This window comes from Azospirillum fermentarium (genome assembly GCF_025961205.1).
In the GTDB taxonomy this organism is placed as follows: Bacteria; Pseudomonadota; Alphaproteobacteria; order Azospirillales; family Azospirillaceae; genus Azospirillum; species Azospirillum fermentarium.
Genome location: NZ_JAOQNH010000001.1, coordinates 1,606,018 through 1,622,807, shown reverse-complemented (window position 1 = coordinate 1,622,807; position 16,790 = coordinate 1,606,018). Strand labels below are relative to the sequence as shown.

At 70.7% G+C, this 16,790-nt stretch carries 13 protein-coding genes; 5 read left to right on the top strand and 8 right to left on the bottom strand.

Features of this window, described 5'->3' with window-relative positions:
• Window positions 1–164: 164 nt before the first annotated feature.
• Window positions 165–1,697: a histidine ammonia-lyase gene (gene hutH / locus M2352_RS07765; protein WP_264663922.1), complete on the top strand. Its 1,533-nt coding sequence runs from the start codon at window positions 165–167 to the stop codon at window positions 1,695–1,697.
• Window positions 1,698–1,725: 28 nt separating this feature from the next.
• On the opposite strand, the gene M2352_RS07760 is transcribed toward hutH, so the two are convergent.
• Window positions 1,726–3,072 carry an RsmB/NOP family class I SAM-dependent RNA methyltransferase gene (locus M2352_RS07760; protein WP_264663921.1) on the bottom strand — a complete coding sequence of 449 codons (1,347 nt, stop codon included), beginning with the start codon at window positions 3,070–3,072 and terminating at the stop codon, window positions 1,726–1,728.
• A gap of 274 nt (window positions 3,073–3,346) precedes the next feature.
• Between M2352_RS07760 and mltA the strand changes: the two genes are divergently transcribed.
• The 3 genes from mltA to M2352_RS07745 are packed head-to-tail and all read left to right on the top strand — an operon-like array spanning window position 3,347 to window position 5,811.
• On the top strand, window positions 3,347–4,492 hold the full coding sequence (gene mltA, locus M2352_RS07755) for a murein transglycosylase A (protein ID WP_264663920.1): 1,146 nt from the start codon (window positions 3,347–3,349) through the stop codon (window positions 4,490–4,492).
• 12 nt (window positions 4,493–4,504) lie between these two features.
• A complete protein-coding gene (locus M2352_RS07750) occupies window positions 4,505–5,035 on the top strand; it encodes a GNAT family N-acetyltransferase (protein ID WP_264663919.1) in 531 nt (176 codons plus the stop codon).
• On the top strand, window positions 5,032–5,811 hold the full coding sequence (locus M2352_RS07745; protein WP_264663918.1) for a polysaccharide deacetylase family protein: 780 nt from the start codon (window positions 5,032–5,034) through the stop codon (window positions 5,809–5,811). Before M2352_RS07750 ends, M2352_RS07745 begins: the two co-directional genes overlap by 4 nt.
• Window positions 5,812–5,832: 21 nt before the next feature.
• On the opposite strand, the gene M2352_RS07740 is transcribed toward M2352_RS07745, so the two are convergent.
• The 6 genes from M2352_RS07740 to M2352_RS07715 form a co-directional block, all read right to left on the bottom strand.
• Window positions 5,833–6,807, bottom strand: a complete 975-nt coding sequence (locus tag M2352_RS07740; RefSeq protein WP_264663917.1) for an SAM-dependent methyltransferase — start codon at window positions 6,805–6,807, stop codon at window positions 5,833–5,835.
• 138 nt (window positions 6,808–6,945) lie between these two features.
• Window positions 6,946–7,995 (bottom strand): penicillin-insensitive murein endopeptidase, encoded by a 1,050-nt coding sequence (gene mepA, locus M2352_RS07735; protein ID WP_264663916.1) that lies wholly within the window; start codon window positions 7,993–7,995, stop codon window positions 6,946–6,948.
• Between the two features lie 84 nt (window positions 7,996–8,079).
• Window positions 8,080–9,219 carry an ABC transporter permease gene (locus tag M2352_RS07730; protein ID WP_264663915.1) on the bottom strand — a complete coding sequence of 380 codons (1,140 nt, stop codon included), beginning with the start codon at window positions 9,217–9,219 and terminating at the stop codon, window positions 8,080–8,082.
• Between the two features lie 28 nt (window positions 9,220–9,247).
• Window positions 9,248–10,189 (bottom strand): ABC transporter ATP-binding protein, encoded by a 942-nt coding sequence (locus M2352_RS07725; RefSeq protein WP_264663914.1) that lies wholly within the window; start codon window positions 10,187–10,189, stop codon window positions 9,248–9,250.
• Window positions 10,186–11,151, bottom strand: coding sequence for an HlyD family secretion protein (locus tag M2352_RS07720; RefSeq protein WP_264663913.1), 966 nt, complete (start codon window positions 11,149–11,151; stop codon window positions 10,186–10,188). Before M2352_RS07720 ends, M2352_RS07725 begins: the two co-directional genes overlap by 4 nt.
• The gene (locus M2352_RS07715; protein ID WP_264663912.1) at window positions 11,148–11,798 is read right to left on the bottom strand and encodes a TetR/AcrR family transcriptional regulator; all 651 of its coding nucleotides are present in this window, start codon (window positions 11,796–11,798) and stop codon (window positions 11,148–11,150) included. Before M2352_RS07715 ends, M2352_RS07720 begins: the two co-directional genes overlap by 4 nt.
• A gap of 366 nt (window positions 11,799–12,164) precedes the next feature.
• Between M2352_RS07715 and nifA the strand changes: the two genes are divergently transcribed.
• The gene (gene nifA / locus M2352_RS07710; RefSeq protein WP_264663911.1) at window positions 12,165–14,114 is read left to right on the top strand and encodes a nif-specific transcriptional activator NifA; all 1,950 of its coding nucleotides are present in this window, start codon (window positions 12,165–12,167) and stop codon (window positions 14,112–14,114) included.
• A gap of 100 nt (window positions 14,115–14,214) precedes the next feature.
• Here the strand turns inward: nifA and hrpB are convergent, their stop codons facing one another.
• Window positions 14,215–16,746 (bottom strand): ATP-dependent helicase HrpB, encoded by a 2,532-nt coding sequence (gene hrpB, locus M2352_RS07705; protein ID WP_264663910.1) that lies wholly within the window; start codon window positions 16,744–16,746, stop codon window positions 14,215–14,217.
• Window positions 16,747–16,790: the final 44 nt, after the last annotated feature.

Sequence of the window (16,790 nt, the reverse complement as noted above, 5' to 3'; positions counted from 1 at the left end):
TCGGACTGACCCCCATGGGGCGTCATCGTGGTAAACGAGGCGTTAACCACACTCGGATTCCCACAAATGCCACAGGAACCACCCCCTTTTCGCCCCCGGCACTGGCAGAGCCTGCCGGCGGTTCTCACCTTCTGATGGTGTCTGGCGCACGGAGGCTGCCCGTTATGACCACCGAACCCTTTACCCTGATCCCCGGCACGCTGACCCTGGCCGACCTGCGGCGGCTGGCGCGGGGCGACGGGCTGGTGCGGCTGAGCCGGGCGTGCCGGACGGCCATCGACGCCTCCGCCGCCACGGTGGCGCAGGCCGCGGCGGGGGACCGCGCGGTGTACGGCGTCAACACCGGCTTCGGCCTGCTGGCGCGCAAGCGCATTCCGCCCGAACAGGTGCGCGATCTGCAGCGGCGGCTGGTGCTGTCCCACAGCGCCGGCACCGGCCCGGCCCTGCCCCCGGCGGTGGTGCGGCTGATGCTGGTGCTGAAGGTGAACGCGCTGGCCCGCGGCTTTTCCGGGGTGCGCGGGGTGGTGATCGACGCGCTGCTGACGCTGCTGAACCGCGGGGTGCTGCCGGTGGTGCCGGCCAAGGGCTCGGTCGGCGCCTCGGGCGACCTCGCCCCGCTGGCGCACCTGTCGGGCGTGCTGCTGGGGGTGGGCGAGGCCGACGTGGACGGGGAACGGGTGCCGGCAGCGGATGCCCTGGCCCGCGCCGGGCTGGAGCCGCTGGAACTGGCGGCGAAGGAAGGGCTGGCGCTGCTGAACGGCACGCAGGCGTCAACCGCCCTGGCCCTGGTGGGGCTGTTCGCGGCGGAGAACGCCTTTGCCGCCGCCCTGGTGGCCGGGGCCATGAGCGTGGACGCCGCCATGGGCAGCGACGGCCCCTTCGATGCCCGCATCCACGTCCTGCGCGGCCAGCCGGGGCAGGAGGCGGTGGCCACCGTCACCCGCGCGCTGCTGGAGCGCAGCGGCATCCGCGACAGCCACCGCGGCGACCACGGCACGGTGCAGGATCCCTACAGCCTGCGCTGCCAGCCGCAGGTGATGGGGGCGGCGCTGGATCACCTGCGTTTCGCCGCCGGGGTGCTGGAGCGGGAGGCGAACGCGGTGTCCGACAACCCGCTGGTGTTCGCCGACACCGGCGCCATCCTGTCGGGCGGCAATTTCCACGCCGAGCCGGTGGCCATGGCCGCCGACGTGCTGGCCATCGCCATCGCCGAGACGGGCGCCCTGTCGGAACGGCGCACGGCCCTGCTGATGGACACCAACCTGTCGGGCCTGCCGCCGTTTCTGGTGCGCGACGGCGGGCTGAACAGCGGTTTCATGATCGCGCAGGTGACGGCGGCGGCCCTGGCGTCGGAGAACAAGCAGATGAGCCACCCGGCCAGCGTGGACAGCCTGCCCACCTCCGCCAATCAGGAGGATCACGTGAGCATGGCGGCCTACGCCGCCCGCCGGCTGACGGACATGGCCGACAATCTGGCCGGCATCGTCGCCATCGAGTTGCTGTGTGCGGCCCAGGGCATCGACCTGCGGGCACCGCTCACCACCTCCCCCACCCTGGAACACGCCAAGGCGCTGGTCCGCGGCGTGGCCCCCGCGTGGGAGGAGGACCGGCTGATGGCCCCCGACATCGCCGCGGTCAAGGAACTGGTGACGGCGGGGGCGTTCCAGCCGATGGTGACGGGGGTGATGGCGGGGTAGGTGTGCGGCAGAGCGAAGCCCTGGCGCATCACGCCTCGCCCTCGCCTCCCACCGGTTCCGCACCCTCATCCGCCGCCCGCACCAGCACGGCGGCGAAGAAGCCGTCGGTGTCGTGACGGCCGGGGGACAGGCGCAGGTACGGGCCGTCGGCGGGGGGCGTGGCGCCCACGCTCTCCTCCGCCCACACCTCGGCCACCGGCTTCACGGTGAAATCGGGGTGGGTGGCGAGGAAGGCGGCGATCTGCCCCTCGTTCTCTTCCGGCAGCAGCGAGCAGGTGGCATAGACCAGCCGCCCGCCCGGCTTCACCAGACGCGCCGCACTGTCCAGGATCTCCGCCTGCAACGGCACGAGCTGTTCCAGGCCGGGGCCAAGCACGCGCCAGCGGGAATCCGGGTTGCGGCGCCAGGTGCCGGTGCCGCTGCACGGCGCATCCACCAGCACGCGGTCGAATTTCCGCTTGTGCCGCTTGACCCACGGGTCGCGGGCGCTGGTCAGGGGCTTGGCTTCGATGTTGTGCAGGCCGGCGCGGCGGAACCGCTCCGCCGCCCGCTTCAGCCGCCCGGCCAGCACGTCGCACGCGACCACCCGGCCCTTGTTGTTCATCAGGGCGGCCAGCGCCAGGGTCTTGCCCCCCGCCCCGGCGCAGAAATCCACCACCTGATCCCCCGGCTTCGGCGCGACCGCGAAGGCCACGAGCTGCGAGCCTTCGTCCTGGATCTCCACCAGACCGTTCTTGAAGGCGTCCACCTGCCCCAGCGGCGGGCGGCCCTGGACGCGCAGGCCCAGCGGCGACCATTGCGTCGGCGTGGCGGTGATGCCGGCCTTGGCCAGGGCGGCACGGGCCTTGTCGCGGTTGGCCTTGACCGCGTTGACGCGCAGGTCCAAGGGGGCGGCGTCCAGCAGAGCCGTCATCTCCACCGCGAAACGGTTGCCCAGGGCGGCGCGCATGGGCGCCTCGGCCCAGTCCGGGCATTCCACCCGCACGGCGTCGGGCATGCCGGGGTGTTCCAGCGTGTGGTTTTCCAGGGCACCCAGCAGCGCGCTTTCCTCCTGCGTCAGCGGGGCGGGATCGAAACGGTCGCCGGTGAACATCTTGGCGACGGCGCCGCCGGGGCGCTGCTCGCCCAGGGTTGCGTTGGCGATCACGCGTGCCCGCGGCGTGTTGGGGTGCCCTTCCTTCGCCAGCCACCAGTTCAGCCGCGCGTGGCGGCGCAGGATGGCATAGGTGGTTTCCGCCACCGCCGTGCGGTCCTTGGACCCGATGTAGCGGCGCGCGCGGAAATAGGCGCTCATCACCGCGTCCGCGGGGCGTGGGGTGGCGTCGATCTCGGTCAACAGATCGATGACCGCCTGAAGGCGTGCGGCGGGTGTCATGGGAGCGAACCTTGGATAAGAGCGGGGGGAGAACAGGGAACAGACCCTTGAACCGGGTTGGATAGCGCGTTTGCGCGCGTCTGTCATCCACCGCATGGCGGCCCTGCCCCGCGCGGCAGGAAGGCCACACCCTCCCCCTTCTTTCAGGATGACGTTGACCGTCCGGGTGGGGGATGCCTAAAGATCAAAGGAGCGGGGTCCGCTTGCCGGGTGCAGGGACGGCGCCCGCTCAACCAGTGGAATTTGTCTGCTCAGACGGGTGGGGATCAGGGCGATGGCCGGTATGCGTGGTTTTCTGGTGAGCGTTGCAGCGGCGGTGCTGCTGGCATCCTGTGCGTCCACGCCCCCGGTGCCCACCGGGGAAGGGGCGCTGACCACCGGGCGCCCCGGCGGGCCGGTGCCGATCGACCGGATCACCCCCGATTTCCGCAGCCTGACCGGATGGGGCGAGGATCACCACGGGGAGGCGATGGCCGCCCTGCAGAACACCTGTGTCTGGGTGCGCAGCCAGAGCCCCGACGCGCTGGTGGGCAAGACCCCGGTGGCGGGCCGTGTCGCCGACTGGCGCCCGCTGTGCGACAAGGCCCGCGGCATCGGCGTCAACGACGTGGAAGGCGCCCGTCTCTTCTTCGAGGCCAACTTCAAGCCCGTCGCCCTGTCACCGGGGGAAGAGGGGCTGTTCACCGGCTATTACGAACCCGAACTGCGGGGAAGCTGGAAGCGCAGCGCGCGGTACAACACCCCCCTCTACCGCGTGCCGCCCAAGCCCAAGAACGGCTATCCCGACCGCGCCGCCATCGCCCGCGGCGCGCTGGCCGGCAAGGGGCTGGAGCTGCTGTGGGTGGACGATCCCATCAGCGCCTTCTTCCTGGAAATCCAGGGTTCGGGCCGGGTGGTGATGGAGGACGGCAGCGTGGTCGGCGTCGGCTATGCCGGCAAGAACGGCCATTCCTATTTTCCCGTCGGCCGCCGGCTGATCGATATGGGGGTGGCGACGCCGGACCAGATGTCGCTGCAGGTCATCCGCGCCTGGATGACCGAGCATCCCGACCAGCAGCAGGCGCTGATGAATCTCAACCCCTCGGTGGTCTTCTTTACCCTGCGCAAGGACGGCGGCGCGCGCGGGGCGCGGAACATGGAGCTGACGCCGGGCCGCAGCCTGGCCGTGGACCCCAGCCATGTGCCGCTGGGCGTGCCCCTGTGGCTGGAGGCGACCAACGTGCCGGTGGCCGGCGGCCAGATCAAGCGGCTGGTGGTGGCCCAGGATACCGGCGGCGCCATCCGCGGGCCGGTGCGCGGCGACCTGTTCTGGGGACACGGGCCGGGAGCCGAGCAAGGGGCCGGCGTGATGAAGGCGCGGGGCCGTTATTTCATGCTGGTGCCGCGCACCATCGCCTATGCCACCGCGGCCAAGCCGTAAGCGGGGCCGCCCATGACGCCGCTGCCGCCCCCTGTCCGGCTGACCGGCCTGCCCGATCCGGCGGCGGCGCGGGCAGCGTTGCGCGTCATCTTCTTCCAGTCCACCAGCCGGGCGGACTTTGCGGACGAAGCGGCGCGGAACCGTTTCTTCACCACCTGGACCGGGTGGTATCTGGATCACGCACCCCACGACGTGTGGTTCCAGCCCGATGGCGCCGGGGGCTATGCCGGCTATCTCACCGGGTGCCGCGACAGCGCCGCGGTGGACGGGCCGGGGCGGGTGATCCCGAAATACGGGGTGTTCGCCGACCTGTTCGCCGCTTTTCCCGCCCATCTGCACATCAATCTGGCCCCGGATGTCCGCGGGCTGGGTCTGGGACGGCGGCTGATCGATGCCTTTGCCGCCGATTGCATCAGCGACGGGCTGGCCGGCATGCACGTGGTCACAGGGGTGGGGGCCCGCAACGCCGCTTTCTACACCCGTGCCGGATTCATTCATGCGGTGGAACGGGGACCGCTGCTTTTTCTGGGAAGACCATTATGAATCGCCGCACCTTTGGCCGTTCCTTCTGCCGCATCGCCGCCGCCACCGCCGCGGTGCTGACCATCCTGCCCGGCGTGCGGGCGGGGGAGATGAGCTACGCCGCCAGCCATGGGCGGGCCGATTACCGGTCGGAGCACCTGATCCCCGGCGCCTCCTTCACCCTGGCCCCGCCGGAGCGGATGGAGCCGGTGATCGCGCTGACCTTCGACGACGGGCCGGATACGCACAACGACCCCGCCCTGCTGGCAATCCTGGCCGAGCACAAGGCGCATGCCACCTTCTTCGTCATCGGGCGCAACGCGCAGCGCTATCCCGACATGCTGAAGACCATCGCCGACGCCGGGCACGAGATCGGCAACCACACCTGGGACCACACCCGCCTGATCACCCAGACCGGGCCGGAACAGGCGCGGGAAATGTCCCGCACCGCCACCACCCTGGCCCGCCAGGGCATCACCACCCAGTGGTTCCGCCCGCCCTATGGCTCGTACGACGAAAAGACCGGGCCGCTGGCCCGGGCCGCCGGGATGGACATGGTGCTGTGGACCGTCGATTCCCAGGATTACCGCGACCGCCCGCCCGAGGTGCTGGAGGAGCGCGTGGTCGGCCAGCTTGCCCCCGGTGCGGTGGTGCTGATGCATTCCAACCACGCCAACACCGTCACCGCCCTGCCCGGCATCCTGAAACGCGCCCAGGCCGCGGGATACCGTTTCGTCACGCTGGCGGAATGGAAGAGCATCATGATCCGTCAGACCACGGTGGCCAACAAGCCGTGACGCACGGGGGGCCTTGTGTGATCAGTCCGCCGGCTTCAGCGCGTAGAAGCGGCAGCATTTCAGCCCGGCGTCGAAGGCGGTGGTGCGGCGGACCCACAGTTCCACCTCGTCCAGCACCGCCACCTTGGTTTCCTTGTCCAGCGAGTATTTCATCAGGTACGTGACGAAATTCTGGATGGCGTGAAGGATCAGGCCGCGCTGCGCCTCGGTGATGTCCTCGCAGATGCGCAGGTCCAGATTGCGCTGGGCAAAGGCGTTGCGCATGTCCTCGGTGGTCCACAGGTTGGGTTCCAGCGGTTCCCGGTCGGCCCAGTCGCGGATCGCCTTCACGTTCGACGCGGTGTCCAGAACGTAATCGGTCAGCAGCAGATGGCCGCGGGGCTTCAGCGCCGCTTCCATGGCGTCGAACAGCCGGTCCTTGTCGCGGACGGTGAACAGCAGTTCCTTCGACACGATGGCGTCCACCCGTTTGGCATGGGTGAAGGTCTCGGGGTCGAAATGGTCGATGGGGGCCTTCTTGTCCAGCCCCTCCTTGTAGGACCGCTCCATCCCCTCCCTGGCCAGGGTCGGGTCGGCTTCCAGCCCGGTGACCCAGCAGCCGGACTGCGCGGCCATGAACCGGCTGATGCCGCCCAGGCCGGCGCCCAGTTCCAGCACGCTCATCGCCGGGTTCAGCCCCAGCGGACGCACCAGCGTGGGCACATAGTCGGTGCCGCCGGGCGTGGTGAAATTGGCGCCCCACAGGGTTTCCGCCACCTCCATCCGGGTGGCGCTCCACAGCGGTTTGCCCCAGCGGTTGAGCGACGGATCGCGGGACCGGGGGCCGGCATCGCCGCCGCCGCCGTGGTGTGCGCCCTCGTCCCCCTTCCGGCGCAGGCCGGACAGGTCATAGCCCTCCCACCAGGCGACAAGCCGGGTCTTCAGGCCGAGTTTCGGCGCTTTGCCGTCGCCATGGCTCTGGCTGTCGCCATGGTTCTTGTCCGTGCTTTCACTCATGCCCGTCCCGCCCCGCGGAAAGGAACCGACCCTGCGGGAATACCTATCACGTTTGCTAGGGCTTCACACTGGAAAGTTGGACGGAGGCGAATGGGCCGCAGGCCGATCAACCTGTGGCGGCAACACTCCCCCGCAGGTTCAGGGGCGATAGCCCGCGGGCACGGCACCGGCCTGGGCCACCCGGTTGCCCGGCCCCTGCAACACCGCGGCACAGGATGCCGGCTGCACGGGACTCGGAGGCTTCGCCTTCGACGGCGGGGTCTCGCGGGCGGGCACGGCACGGTCGAGCCAGCCGGCCAGATCCTCGCCGCAGCCGTCGCCGTCGGGCAGTGCGGCCTGATCCTGGCATTCCGGGCTGCCGGCGGGGCACGACAGGCGCACGTGCATGTGGCCGTCGTGGCCGTTCCACGGGCGCACCTTGCGCAGCCAGCCGCGGTCGGCCCCGGCGGCGGTGCACAGTTCGCGCTTGATGGCCGGGTTGACAAAGATGCGGGCCACGCGGGGATCGGCGGCGGCGGTGCGGATCAGCGCCGCCTGCCGTTCGCCCCACGACGGGATGACGGTCATGGAGCCGTAATCGACGTACTTGATCTCGCTCAGGCTTTCCCGCGCGCCCCGGTTCATGGGCGGCAGGTCAAGCCGCAGCCAGATGTCGGCGTCCAGCCCGCTCTGGTGGCTGGCATGGCCATAGGGCAAGGGGCCGCCGCGCGGCTGGCCCATGTCGCCCACCAGGGCGGTGCCCAGCCCCTGCTGGTCCACCCGGCGCCCGAAATCCTGCAGGAACGACACCAGCGTGGGGTGACCGTAATTGCGCGCCCGCGACAGGCGGATGACCTGATACCCCGTCCCTTCCGGCGTCAGCGCCACCGCGCCGGCCACACAGCCGGAAGCATAGCCGCCGATGGATTGGGCCAGGCCGATGCTGGGCGCGGCCACCGCACTCCACGCCACGGGGTTCAGCCGCACCGAACCGGGGGGCAGCGGCTTGGCGGTGTGCTTCTTCGCCGCCGGCTTGCGCAGGGCGGCCTTCTGCGGCTTGGCCTTGGACGCGGGCTTGGCCACGGCCTTGGTCACCTTGGCCGCCGCCGGCTTGGCCGGGGGTTTCTTGGTTTCGGCCAGCGCCGGTCCCCCCGACGCCACAGCCAGCGCAACCGCCATCACCGCCAGACCGGCCAGCCCCCGACGCATCGCATCCCCCAGCGCCATTTCCTGCGAACGGAGGATTACACCGCAACGGTGATTAAGAAAAGATTGAACAGGGGAACACCCCGCTCAATCCAGGGTCTGGCGGTAGCGTTTCAGCGCCACCATCGTCACCGCGGCCAGGAACAGCAGCAGCGGCACCATCTCGCCCACGATGTCGGCGGGGCCGGAACCCTTGAGCAGGATGCCGCGGACGATGCGCAGGAAATGGGTCAGCGGCAGCACCTCCCCCAGCGCCTGCGCCCAGCCGGGCATGCCGCGGAACGGGAACATGAAGCCCGACAGCAGCATCGACGGCAGAAAGAAGAAGAACGACATCTGCAGCGCCTGAAGCTGGTTCCGGGCGATGGTGGAAAAGGTGAAGCCCACCGCCAGATTGGCGGCGATGAACAGCACCATCACCGCCGACAAAAGCGCCAGCGACCCCACGATGGGCACGCCGAACAGGAACCGCGCGGCCAGCACGATGATGACCACCTGCACATAGCCCACCAGGATGAAGGGCACGATCTTGCCCAGCATCACCTCGAACGGGCGGACGGGCATGGACAGCAGGTTTTCCATGGTGCCCCGTTCCCGCTCGCGGGTCACGGCCAGCGCCGTCATCATCACCATGGTCATGGTCAGGATGGTCCCCATCAGGCCGGGCACCACGTTGTACTGAGTCAGCCCCTCGGGGTTGTAGCGGCGCTGGAGCCGCAGGTCCACCGGGTCCGGCCCGGCGCGCAAGGGGGCCAGCGGGCCGGTCAGGTCGGGGTTCAGCGCCTGGCGCGCCAGCACCGTCATGGCCGACAGGGCGTTGGAGGTGGCGGCGGGGTCGGTGGCGTCGGCCTCCACCAGCAGCACCGGGCGTTCGCCGCGCTGGAGCGCGCGGGCGAAGCCGGCGGGGATGGTGACGGCGAACTGCACCTCCCCCTCCGTCAGCAGCGCGTCCAGATGGCGGGCGTCGCTCACCTCCGCCCGCACGTCGAAATAGGCGGAATTGACCATGGCCGCCACCAGCGAGCGGGCAAACGGGCTGCCGCCGTCCGCGCTCAGCACCGCGGTGGGCAGCCGCTTGGGGTCGGAATTGATGGCGTAGCCGAACAGCACCAGCTGGATCACCGGAATCCCGATCATCATGGCGAAGGTCAGCCGGTCGCGGCGCATCTGGATGAATTCCTTCACCAGCACCGCCAGGAAGCGCGCGAACGAAAACCGGGTGCTCATGGCACGGCCCCCCTGTTCATGGCCCTTGTCAGGACGGTGCGAAATTGTCGGTGGCCGAACGCATCAGGTGGATGAACACATCCTCCAGCGTCGGCTCCACCGCCGCCACCCGCAGCCCCGGCAGCGCCAGCCCCTCCACCGCGGCTTTCAGGGCTATGGGATCGGTGCCGCTGACGTGCAGCCGGGCGCCGAAGGGGGTGACCATTTCGACCCCCGCCTGCCCGGCCAGCACCGCCGCCGCCGTGTCCACCCCCGGCCCCGACAGGGCATAGGTGACGAGGCCGGAGCCGGCGATCACCGCCTCGACGCTGCCCTGCGCCATGCGGCGGCCATAGGCGAGATAGGCGATCTGGTGGCAGCGCTCCGCCTCGTCCATGTAATGGGTGCTGACCAGCACGGTCAGCCCGTCGGCGGCCAGGGCGTGGATCTCGGTCCAGAACTCCCGCCGTGCCTGGGGGTCCACCCCGGCGGTGGGTTCGTCCAGCAGCAGCAGGCGCGGTTCGTGGAGGATGCAGGCGGCCAGCGCCAGCCGCTGTTTCCACCCCCCCGACAGCTCCCCGGCCAACTGCTGCCGCCGCCCGGCCAGCCCCAGCCGGTCGAGCGCGCCGGCCACCCGCCGCCGCCGGTCGGGCAAGCCATAGACGCGGGCGACGAAATCAAGGTTCTCGGCGATGGACAGATCCTCCCAGAAGCTGAACTTCTGGGTCATGTAGCCGACCTGACGCTTGATGGCGGCGCTGTCGCGGCGGATGTCCAGGCCCAGGCACGTGCCCTGCCCCGCGTCGGGAGTCAGCAGGCCGCAGAGCATGCGGATGGTGGTGGTCTTGCCGCTGCCGTTGGGGCCGAGGAAGCCGAAGATCTCCCCCCGCTTCACGCGGATGGAAAAGCCGTCCACCACCGTGCGCCCGTTGAAGCGCTTGACCAGCCCCTCCACGTCGATGGCCAGGGGGCCGTCCTCCCCCCCGGTCATGGCCCGTCCCCCAGCCGCACGTCCACCGGCAGGCCGGGGGCGAGGGCCGTGGGCGTGTCGGGCACCGCCTCCACCCGGAACACCAGCTTGGCGCGGGTGGTCAGGCTGTAGATGACCGGCGGGGTGTATTCCGCCTGGGACGCCACGAAGCGGATCCGCGCCGTCAGCCCCACCGGGCAGCCGTCGCAGCGCACGTCCACCCGCGCGCCGGGGGTGACGCGGGACACCAGCGGTTCGGACACGAACAGCACCAGCTTCACCCGCTCCGGCGGCAGCAGCGACACCACCGGCGACCCGGCGGGCACCCATTCGCCGACGTTGTAGAGCGTATCCTCCACCCGTGCCGCCGCCGGGGCCGCGGGGGTCATCTCGGCCAGCCGCCGGTCCTGCTGCGCCAGGGCGGCGCGGGCCATGGACACCGCCTGTTCCGCCGCGGCGATCTGGTCGGGGCGAGCGCCCAGCGCCGCCACCGCCTCCTGCGCCGCCATCTCGGCCAGCCGCGCGCGGTCGCGGTCATAGGCCGCCTGGGCCGACTGCTGTTCCTCCAGCGCGCCGACACGGCGTTCGGCCAGGGCCTTGCGGCGGGCAAGGTCGGTTTCGGAATAGCGCAGGGCCGCTTCCGCCTGCCGCTTCTGGGCGGCGATGACGGCCATGTCCTCGGCGCGCTTGCCCTTGGTCAGGTCGGCGGCCTGGGCTTCCGCCTGGGCCAAGGCTGCGGCCAGCCGGTCCCGTTCCGCCCGCGCCGCGGTCAGGTCCAGCGCGAACAGCGGCGTGCCCGCCGCCACCGTCTGGCCGCGGACGACGGGCAGGTCCGCCAGCGTGCCGGCCACGGGTGCGGCGATGCGCAGGTACTCCCCCTCCACATAGCCCTGAACCACCGGCGGGGCGGGGGCGGCGGACAGGCCCAGCGCCCCCAGAACCGCGGTAAAGACGGCGGTGGCGGCATCCATCCATCCGCTCATGCTCCCCTCCCTTCAGCAGCCAGGGCGTAACGCAGGTGATCCAGGTGGGTGCGCATCAGCGCCGCCGGCTCCAGCGCCGGCTGGTGGTCCGCACCGTCCAGCGCCGCGAAGGAATGGCGCCACAGGGCCGCCATCAGCAGCGGCGCCACCAGCAAAGGGGCCGTGGCCGCGGCGTCCAGCGGGCGGAACTCGCCCCGCGCCACCCCCTGCTCCAGCACCCGCGCCAGCAGCGCCAGGGCGCGGCGGATCACCTCGTCCCGGTAGAAGCGGGCGAGTTCGGGGAAGTTGCCGCTTTCCGCGATCATCAGCTTCGGGATCACCCCCGCCGGCCCGGCGACGAGACGGGCGGCAATGCCCGCCAGCAGCCGTTCGAGAATCGCCATGGCCGGAACGTCGTGGGCCGCCTCCTCCTCCGCCGCTTCCAGGGCGGGCACGATGGCGGTGCGGACCACGGCCTTGAACAGCTCTTCCTTGCTGGAAAAATACAGATAAAGCGTGCCCTTGCTGATGCCGGCGCGGGCGGCGACCTGCTCCATGGACGCGGCGGCGAAGCCCCGTTCGGCGAAGACCGCCAGGGCCGCCTCGTGGATTTCCTGGGGCCGCGCCTCTTTCCGGCGGCGCCAGCGGGGCGGGGGTGTTGCGGCCATGGCGTTTCCCATTAAGTTACTGACCGTTCAGTTATCAAAGCACAACCTACACCAAAGGTCACGGGCCTTTCCGGCGCAAGATCATGCTGCACCGCAATAACCCCTATGCAAAAAGGCTTGCCTTTAGCGCGGATGTCCCCGAAACTTCCCAACTGTCCGCCCTACTGAAAATGGTAGGAAAGCGGACAGATTCTTTGGCTGGGGCCCTGCGGCCCCCATTGCCAAGGCAAGGCACCGGCACAGGTGTCATCAAGGACATGAACGGGACTGGAAACGCCGGACAGGCGGAGCGCACACGAAACGCGGCTGCGGCGCCATGGGGCGGCCGGCCGGTTGAATGGTGGTCGATCTAGGAGGCGTTCGGGAATGCCTGCATCCTCGCGTCAGGGCACGTCCAATCTGGAGTTGCTGGCGATCTATGAAGTCAGCAAGATCCTGGGATCGTCGCTGGACCTGCAGCAGACCTTGCGGGAGGTGCTGCGGCTTCTCTCATACCAGCTTCAGATGCACCGGGGCCGCGTGTTCCTGGTGGGCGAGGACAACGCGCTGCGGCTGGTCGCCGCCAACGGCATGTCGCAGGAAGCGGCGGCCCAGATCGAATTGAACGAGAGCGAGGGCATCATCGGCCGCATCCTGAAGACCGGGATGCCCGCCGTCGTGCCCAACCTGGCCGAGGAGCCGCTGTTCCTCAACCGCACGGGGCGGGAGGATCTGGACGAACAGGTGGCGTCGCTGGTGGGCGTGCCGATCAAGGTGGCCGGCACCGTCATCGGCGTGCTGACCATCGACCGCATCAGCGACGACGGCCCCACCACCCATTTCGGCACCGACGTGCGGTTCCTGACCATGGTGGCGAACCTGATCGGCCAAATGGTGCGGCTGCACCGCACGGTGGCCGAGGAACGCCGCTTCATGATGCGGGAAACCTTCCGCGTGCAAAAGGAAGTGCGCGCGCCCCAGCCGATCACCGAGGTGGTGTGCACCAGCCCCAACATGATGGAGGTGCTGGCCCAGGTCCACCGGGTGGCCCCCTTCAAGTCCACCGTGCTGATCCGCGGCGAGAGCGGCACCGGCAAGGAGCTGATCGCGCGCGCCATCCACAACCTCAGCCCCCGCAAGGACGGCCCCTTCATCCGCGTGAACTGCGCGGCACTGCCGGAATCGCTGCTGGAATCGGAACTGTTCGGCCATGAGAAGGGCGCCTTCACCGGCGCGCAGAAGGACCACAAGGGCCGGTTCGAGCTGGCCAGCGGCGGCACCCTGTTCCTGGACGAAATCGGCGACATCTCGTCCAACTTCCAGGCCAAGCTGCTGCGCGTGCTCCAGGAGCAGGAGTTCGAGCGGGTCGGCGGGTCCAAGACCATCAAGACCGACGTGCGCCTGATCTGCGCCACCAACGTCAATCTGGAAGAGGCGGTGGGCCACGGCAAATTCCGCGCCGACCTTTATTTCCGCATCAACGTGGTCAGCATCTTCCTGCCCCCCTTGCGCGAACGGCGCGGCGACATCGCACCTCTGGCCCGGCATTTCGTCGCCAAGTTCGGGCGCGACAACGGCATGGCGCTGACGCTCTCCGACGACGCCCAGAACGTGCTGGACCGCTGCACGTGGCCCGGCAACGTGCGCGAGCTTGAGAACTGCATCGAGCGGGCCGCGACCCAGAGCCGGGACGGCACCATCCGTGCCGCCGATCTGTCGTGCAGCATGAACCTGTGCAATTCGTCGGTGCTGTTCCAGTACCGCACCATGGGATCGGCGGTGGGCGGCCTGGCCCCGGCGGCCACCGGCATCGCCGGCCAGGGCGTGCCCGTGTCCCCGGCCATGCCCAAGCCGGTTTCCGCCCCCCTGCCCGCCCCTGCCGTGGCGGCCCCGGCCATGCCCAGCCCCCTGCCGGCGGCGGCGTCCGCCGGGATGCCGAACGGAATGCCCCCCGGAATGCCGGGCATGACGGTGCCGGCGGCGGCCACGGCGTGCGCCTCGTGCGCGGCGGCCCCGGTGGCGGGCCGAAGCTGTGCGGTGGGCGCCACGGTGGTTCCGGCCCCGGTGGTGATGCCGGCGGCCCCGGTGCTGGCATCCCCTGCGGCCCCGCCCGTCCACGCCCCGGCCTCCGCCGCCGTGGCGGTGAACGGCGGCGCCGACGATCTGGGCGATGCGTTCCTGGACGATCCCGACGGCGGCAGCCTGCGCGACCGGCTGATCTGGGCCATGGACCGCACCGGCTGGGTCCAGGCCAAGGCCGCCCGCCTGCTGGGCATGACCACCCGTCAGGTGAGCTACGCCCTGCGCAAGTACAACATCGAGATCAAGCGGTTCTGAGAGCAGCGTCCGTACCGGATGGGTGGGGAGCCTGACGGCTCGCTTTTCAGGCTGACGCCTGGAAACCGTTGCGAGGCCCCCCAAACCTCTTCCTCCCCCCTTACCGCCGCGGCTTGGCCCGCGCCGTGGGTTCGGCCTCCAGCGGGTTGTCGGGCCAATAGTGCTTGGGGTACTGCCCCTTCAGGTCCGCCTTCACCGCGCGGTAGGCATTGGCCCAGAAGCTGGCAAGGTCGCGGGTCACCTGCACCGGGCGGCGGGCCGGCGACAGCAGGTGCAGCAGCAGCGGCACCCGCCCCCCGGCGATGCGCGGCGTCTCGGCCAGTCCGAACATCTCCTGCAGCCGCACCGCCAGCACCGGCTCCTCCCCGTCATAGGCGATGGGCACGCGGGAGCCGGAGGGCACTTCCACATGGGTCGGCGCCTCCGCGTCCAGCCGCTTCTGCATGGCCCACGGCAGCAGCCCGCGCAGGGCGGATGCCAGGTCGATGCGCTCCAGATGCGCCCGGCGGCCGATGCCGTCCAGGAACGGCAGCAGCCAATCGTCCAGCGTCGCCAGCAGGGCGGCGTCGGACACGTCGGGCCACTCCTCCCCCTCGATGCGGCGCAGGAAGGACACGCGGGCCTGCCACGCCCGCAGGCCGTCGGTCCACGGCAGGCAGGACAGCCCCATCTGCCGCACCCCCTCGGCCATGGCGGCGGCCACGGTGCCGGGGGGCGGGGTTTGCAGCCGTTCCTCCTTCAGCGTCAGGGCGAACAGCATCCGGCGGCGGCGGGCCTGCACAAGCTGCTCGCGCGCGTCCCACGCCACCTCAGTCTCGGTGCGCACGGCGTCGGCGAACAGGTCTTCGATCTCGGCCTGGGTGACGGGGGCGGCCAGGAAGATGCGCGCCTCCCGCGCGGCACCGTCGAGATCGGCCACCGCCAGCCAGTCTTCCGCCGACAGCGGTTCAGGGGCGGCGAAGAAGGCGCCGCGCCCGTTGGACAGGCGGTATTGCGCCGCCTGCCCGCCGGCCCCGCCCCCGCCGCCACGGCGCCGGGCGATGCGGTCGGGGTAGGCCAGCGCCACCACCAGTCCGGTGGAGCCGACGGCGCCCTCGTCCCCCGGCACCCGCAACTGCCGCTGCCACTGGCGGGCCAGCTTGGACGCCTGCTGCGCCCCGCCCCGCTCCACCGACAGGCCGCGCCCGGCACCGACGCCCTTTTGCCCGCGCTCCAGCCCCCGCAGCACCTCCACCCGCAGGCGCAGGTCGCTGTCCTGAAAGCCCGGCTGGGCGCGCAGGATGTCGCGCTCGCCCAGCAGGGCCGCCACCTGACAGGCCAGACCGCCCAGCCCCATCTCCTTCGCCTTCAGCATCATGTGGGCCAGCCGCGGGTGCACGCCGAACGCCGCCATGCGCCGCCCGTGGGGGGTGATGCCCCCGGCGGCGTCCAGAGCGCCCAGTTCGTTCAGCAGTTCGCGCGCCTGGGCCAGGGCCGCGGCGGGCGGCGGGTCCAGCCACGCCAGCCCCGCCGGGTCGCCGGCCCCCCACGCCGCCAGTTCCAGCGCCAGGGGGGCAAGGTCGGTGTCCAAAATCTCCGGTGCGGTGAAGGGCGCCAGCGCCCGGTGCGCCGCTTCCGGCCACAGGCGGTAGCACACGCCGGGTTCCAGGCGCCCAGCGCGGCCCCGGCGCTGCTCGGCGGATGCCTGCGACACCTTCACCGTCACCAGCCGGGTCATGCCGCTGCGCGGGTCGAAGCGCGGCACCCGCATCAGCCCGCTGTCCACCACCACCCGGATGCCCTCGATGGTCAGGCTGGTTTCGGCGATGGATGTCGCCAGCACCACCTTGCGCACGCCGGGCCGGGCCGGGGAAATGGCGCGGTCCTGGGCCTCGGCGGTCAGGTCGCCGTAGAGCGGCGCGATCTCCACCCCCGGCCCGACGCTGCCGTCCAGCGCCGTCTGCACCCGCCGGATCTCCCCGGCACCGGGCAGGAACACCAGCAGGCTGCCGCTTTCCTCGGCCAGCGCGCGCCGGACGGCGCCCACCACCGCATCGTCGATGCGCCCGCCCGCCGGCGGGGCGTCCAGATGGCGGTTTTCCACGGGATACGCCCGCCCCTCGCTGGTCACGGTCGGCGCATCGCCCAGCAGCCGGGCCACGGGCGCGCCGTCCAGGGTCGCCGACATCACCACCAGCCGCAGGTCGTCGCGCAGCGCCCCGCGGGATTCCAGGCACAGCGCCAGGGCCAGATCGCTGTCGATGCCGCGTTCGTGGAATTCGTCGAACAGCACGGCACCGATGCCGGGGATTTCGGGATCCTCCTGAAGCTGGCGCAGGAACAGGCCGTCGGTCACCACCTCGATCCTCGTCTTCGGCCCCACACGGGTGTCGAGCCGGACACGGTAGCCGACGGTGCCGCCCACCTCTTCCCCCAGCATGGCAGCCATGCGGCGTGCCGCGGCGCGTGCCGCCAGCCGGCGCGGTTCCAGCACGATGATCTTGCGGCCCGCCAGCCACGGCGCATCCAGAAGCGCCAGCGGCACCTTTGTCGTCTTACCCGCGCCCGGCGGCGCCTGAAGCACCGCCATTCCGCGCTCCTCCAGGGCGAATGCCAGCGATGGAAGTATATTGTCAATAGGCAGATGGCTCACGGTTGCACGCCTATATCTTAAGGAAGAGGTAAGCCCACCGGTTT

Excerpts from the sequence above, each read along its gene's own strand:
- hutH (WP_264663922.1), top strand. The coding sequence starts at position 165 with ATGACCACCGAACCCTTTACCCTGATCCCCGGCACGCTGACCCTGGCC.
- M2352_RS07760 (WP_264663921.1), bottom strand. The coding sequence starts at position 3,072 with ATGACACCCGCCGCACGCCTTCAGGCGGTCATCGATCTGTTGACCGAG.
- mltA (WP_264663920.1), top strand. The coding sequence starts at position 3,347 with ATGGCCGGTATGCGTGGTTTTCTGGTGAGCGTTGCAGCGGCGGTGCTG.
- M2352_RS07750 (WP_264663919.1), top strand. The coding sequence starts at position 4,505 with ATGACGCCGCTGCCGCCCCCTGTCCGGCTGACCGGCCTGCCCGATCCG.
- M2352_RS07745 (WP_264663918.1), top strand. The coding sequence starts at position 5,032 with ATGAATCGCCGCACCTTTGGCCGTTCCTTCTGCCGCATCGCCGCCGCC.
- M2352_RS07740 (WP_264663917.1), bottom strand. The coding sequence starts at position 6,807 with ATGAGTGAAAGCACGGACAAGAACCATGGCGACAGCCAGAGCCATGGC.
- mepA (WP_264663916.1), bottom strand. The coding sequence starts at position 7,995 with ATGCGTCGGGGGCTGGCCGGTCTGGCGGTGATGGCGGTTGCGCTGGCT.
- M2352_RS07730 (WP_264663915.1), bottom strand. The coding sequence starts at position 9,219 with ATGAGCACCCGGTTTTCGTTCGCGCGCTTCCTGGCGGTGCTGGTGAAG.
- M2352_RS07725 (WP_264663914.1), bottom strand. The coding sequence starts at position 10,189 with ATGACCGGGGGGGAGGACGGCCCCCTGGCCATCGACGTGGAGGGGCTG.
- M2352_RS07720 (WP_264663913.1), bottom strand. The coding sequence starts at position 11,151 with ATGAGCGGATGGATGGATGCCGCCACCGCCGTCTTTACCGCGGTTCTG.
- M2352_RS07715 (WP_264663912.1), bottom strand. The coding sequence starts at position 11,798 with ATGGCCGCAACACCCCCGCCCCGCTGGCGCCGCCGGAAAGAGGCGCGG.
- nifA (WP_264663911.1), top strand. The coding sequence starts at position 12,165 with ATGCCTGCATCCTCGCGTCAGGGCACGTCCAATCTGGAGTTGCTGGCG.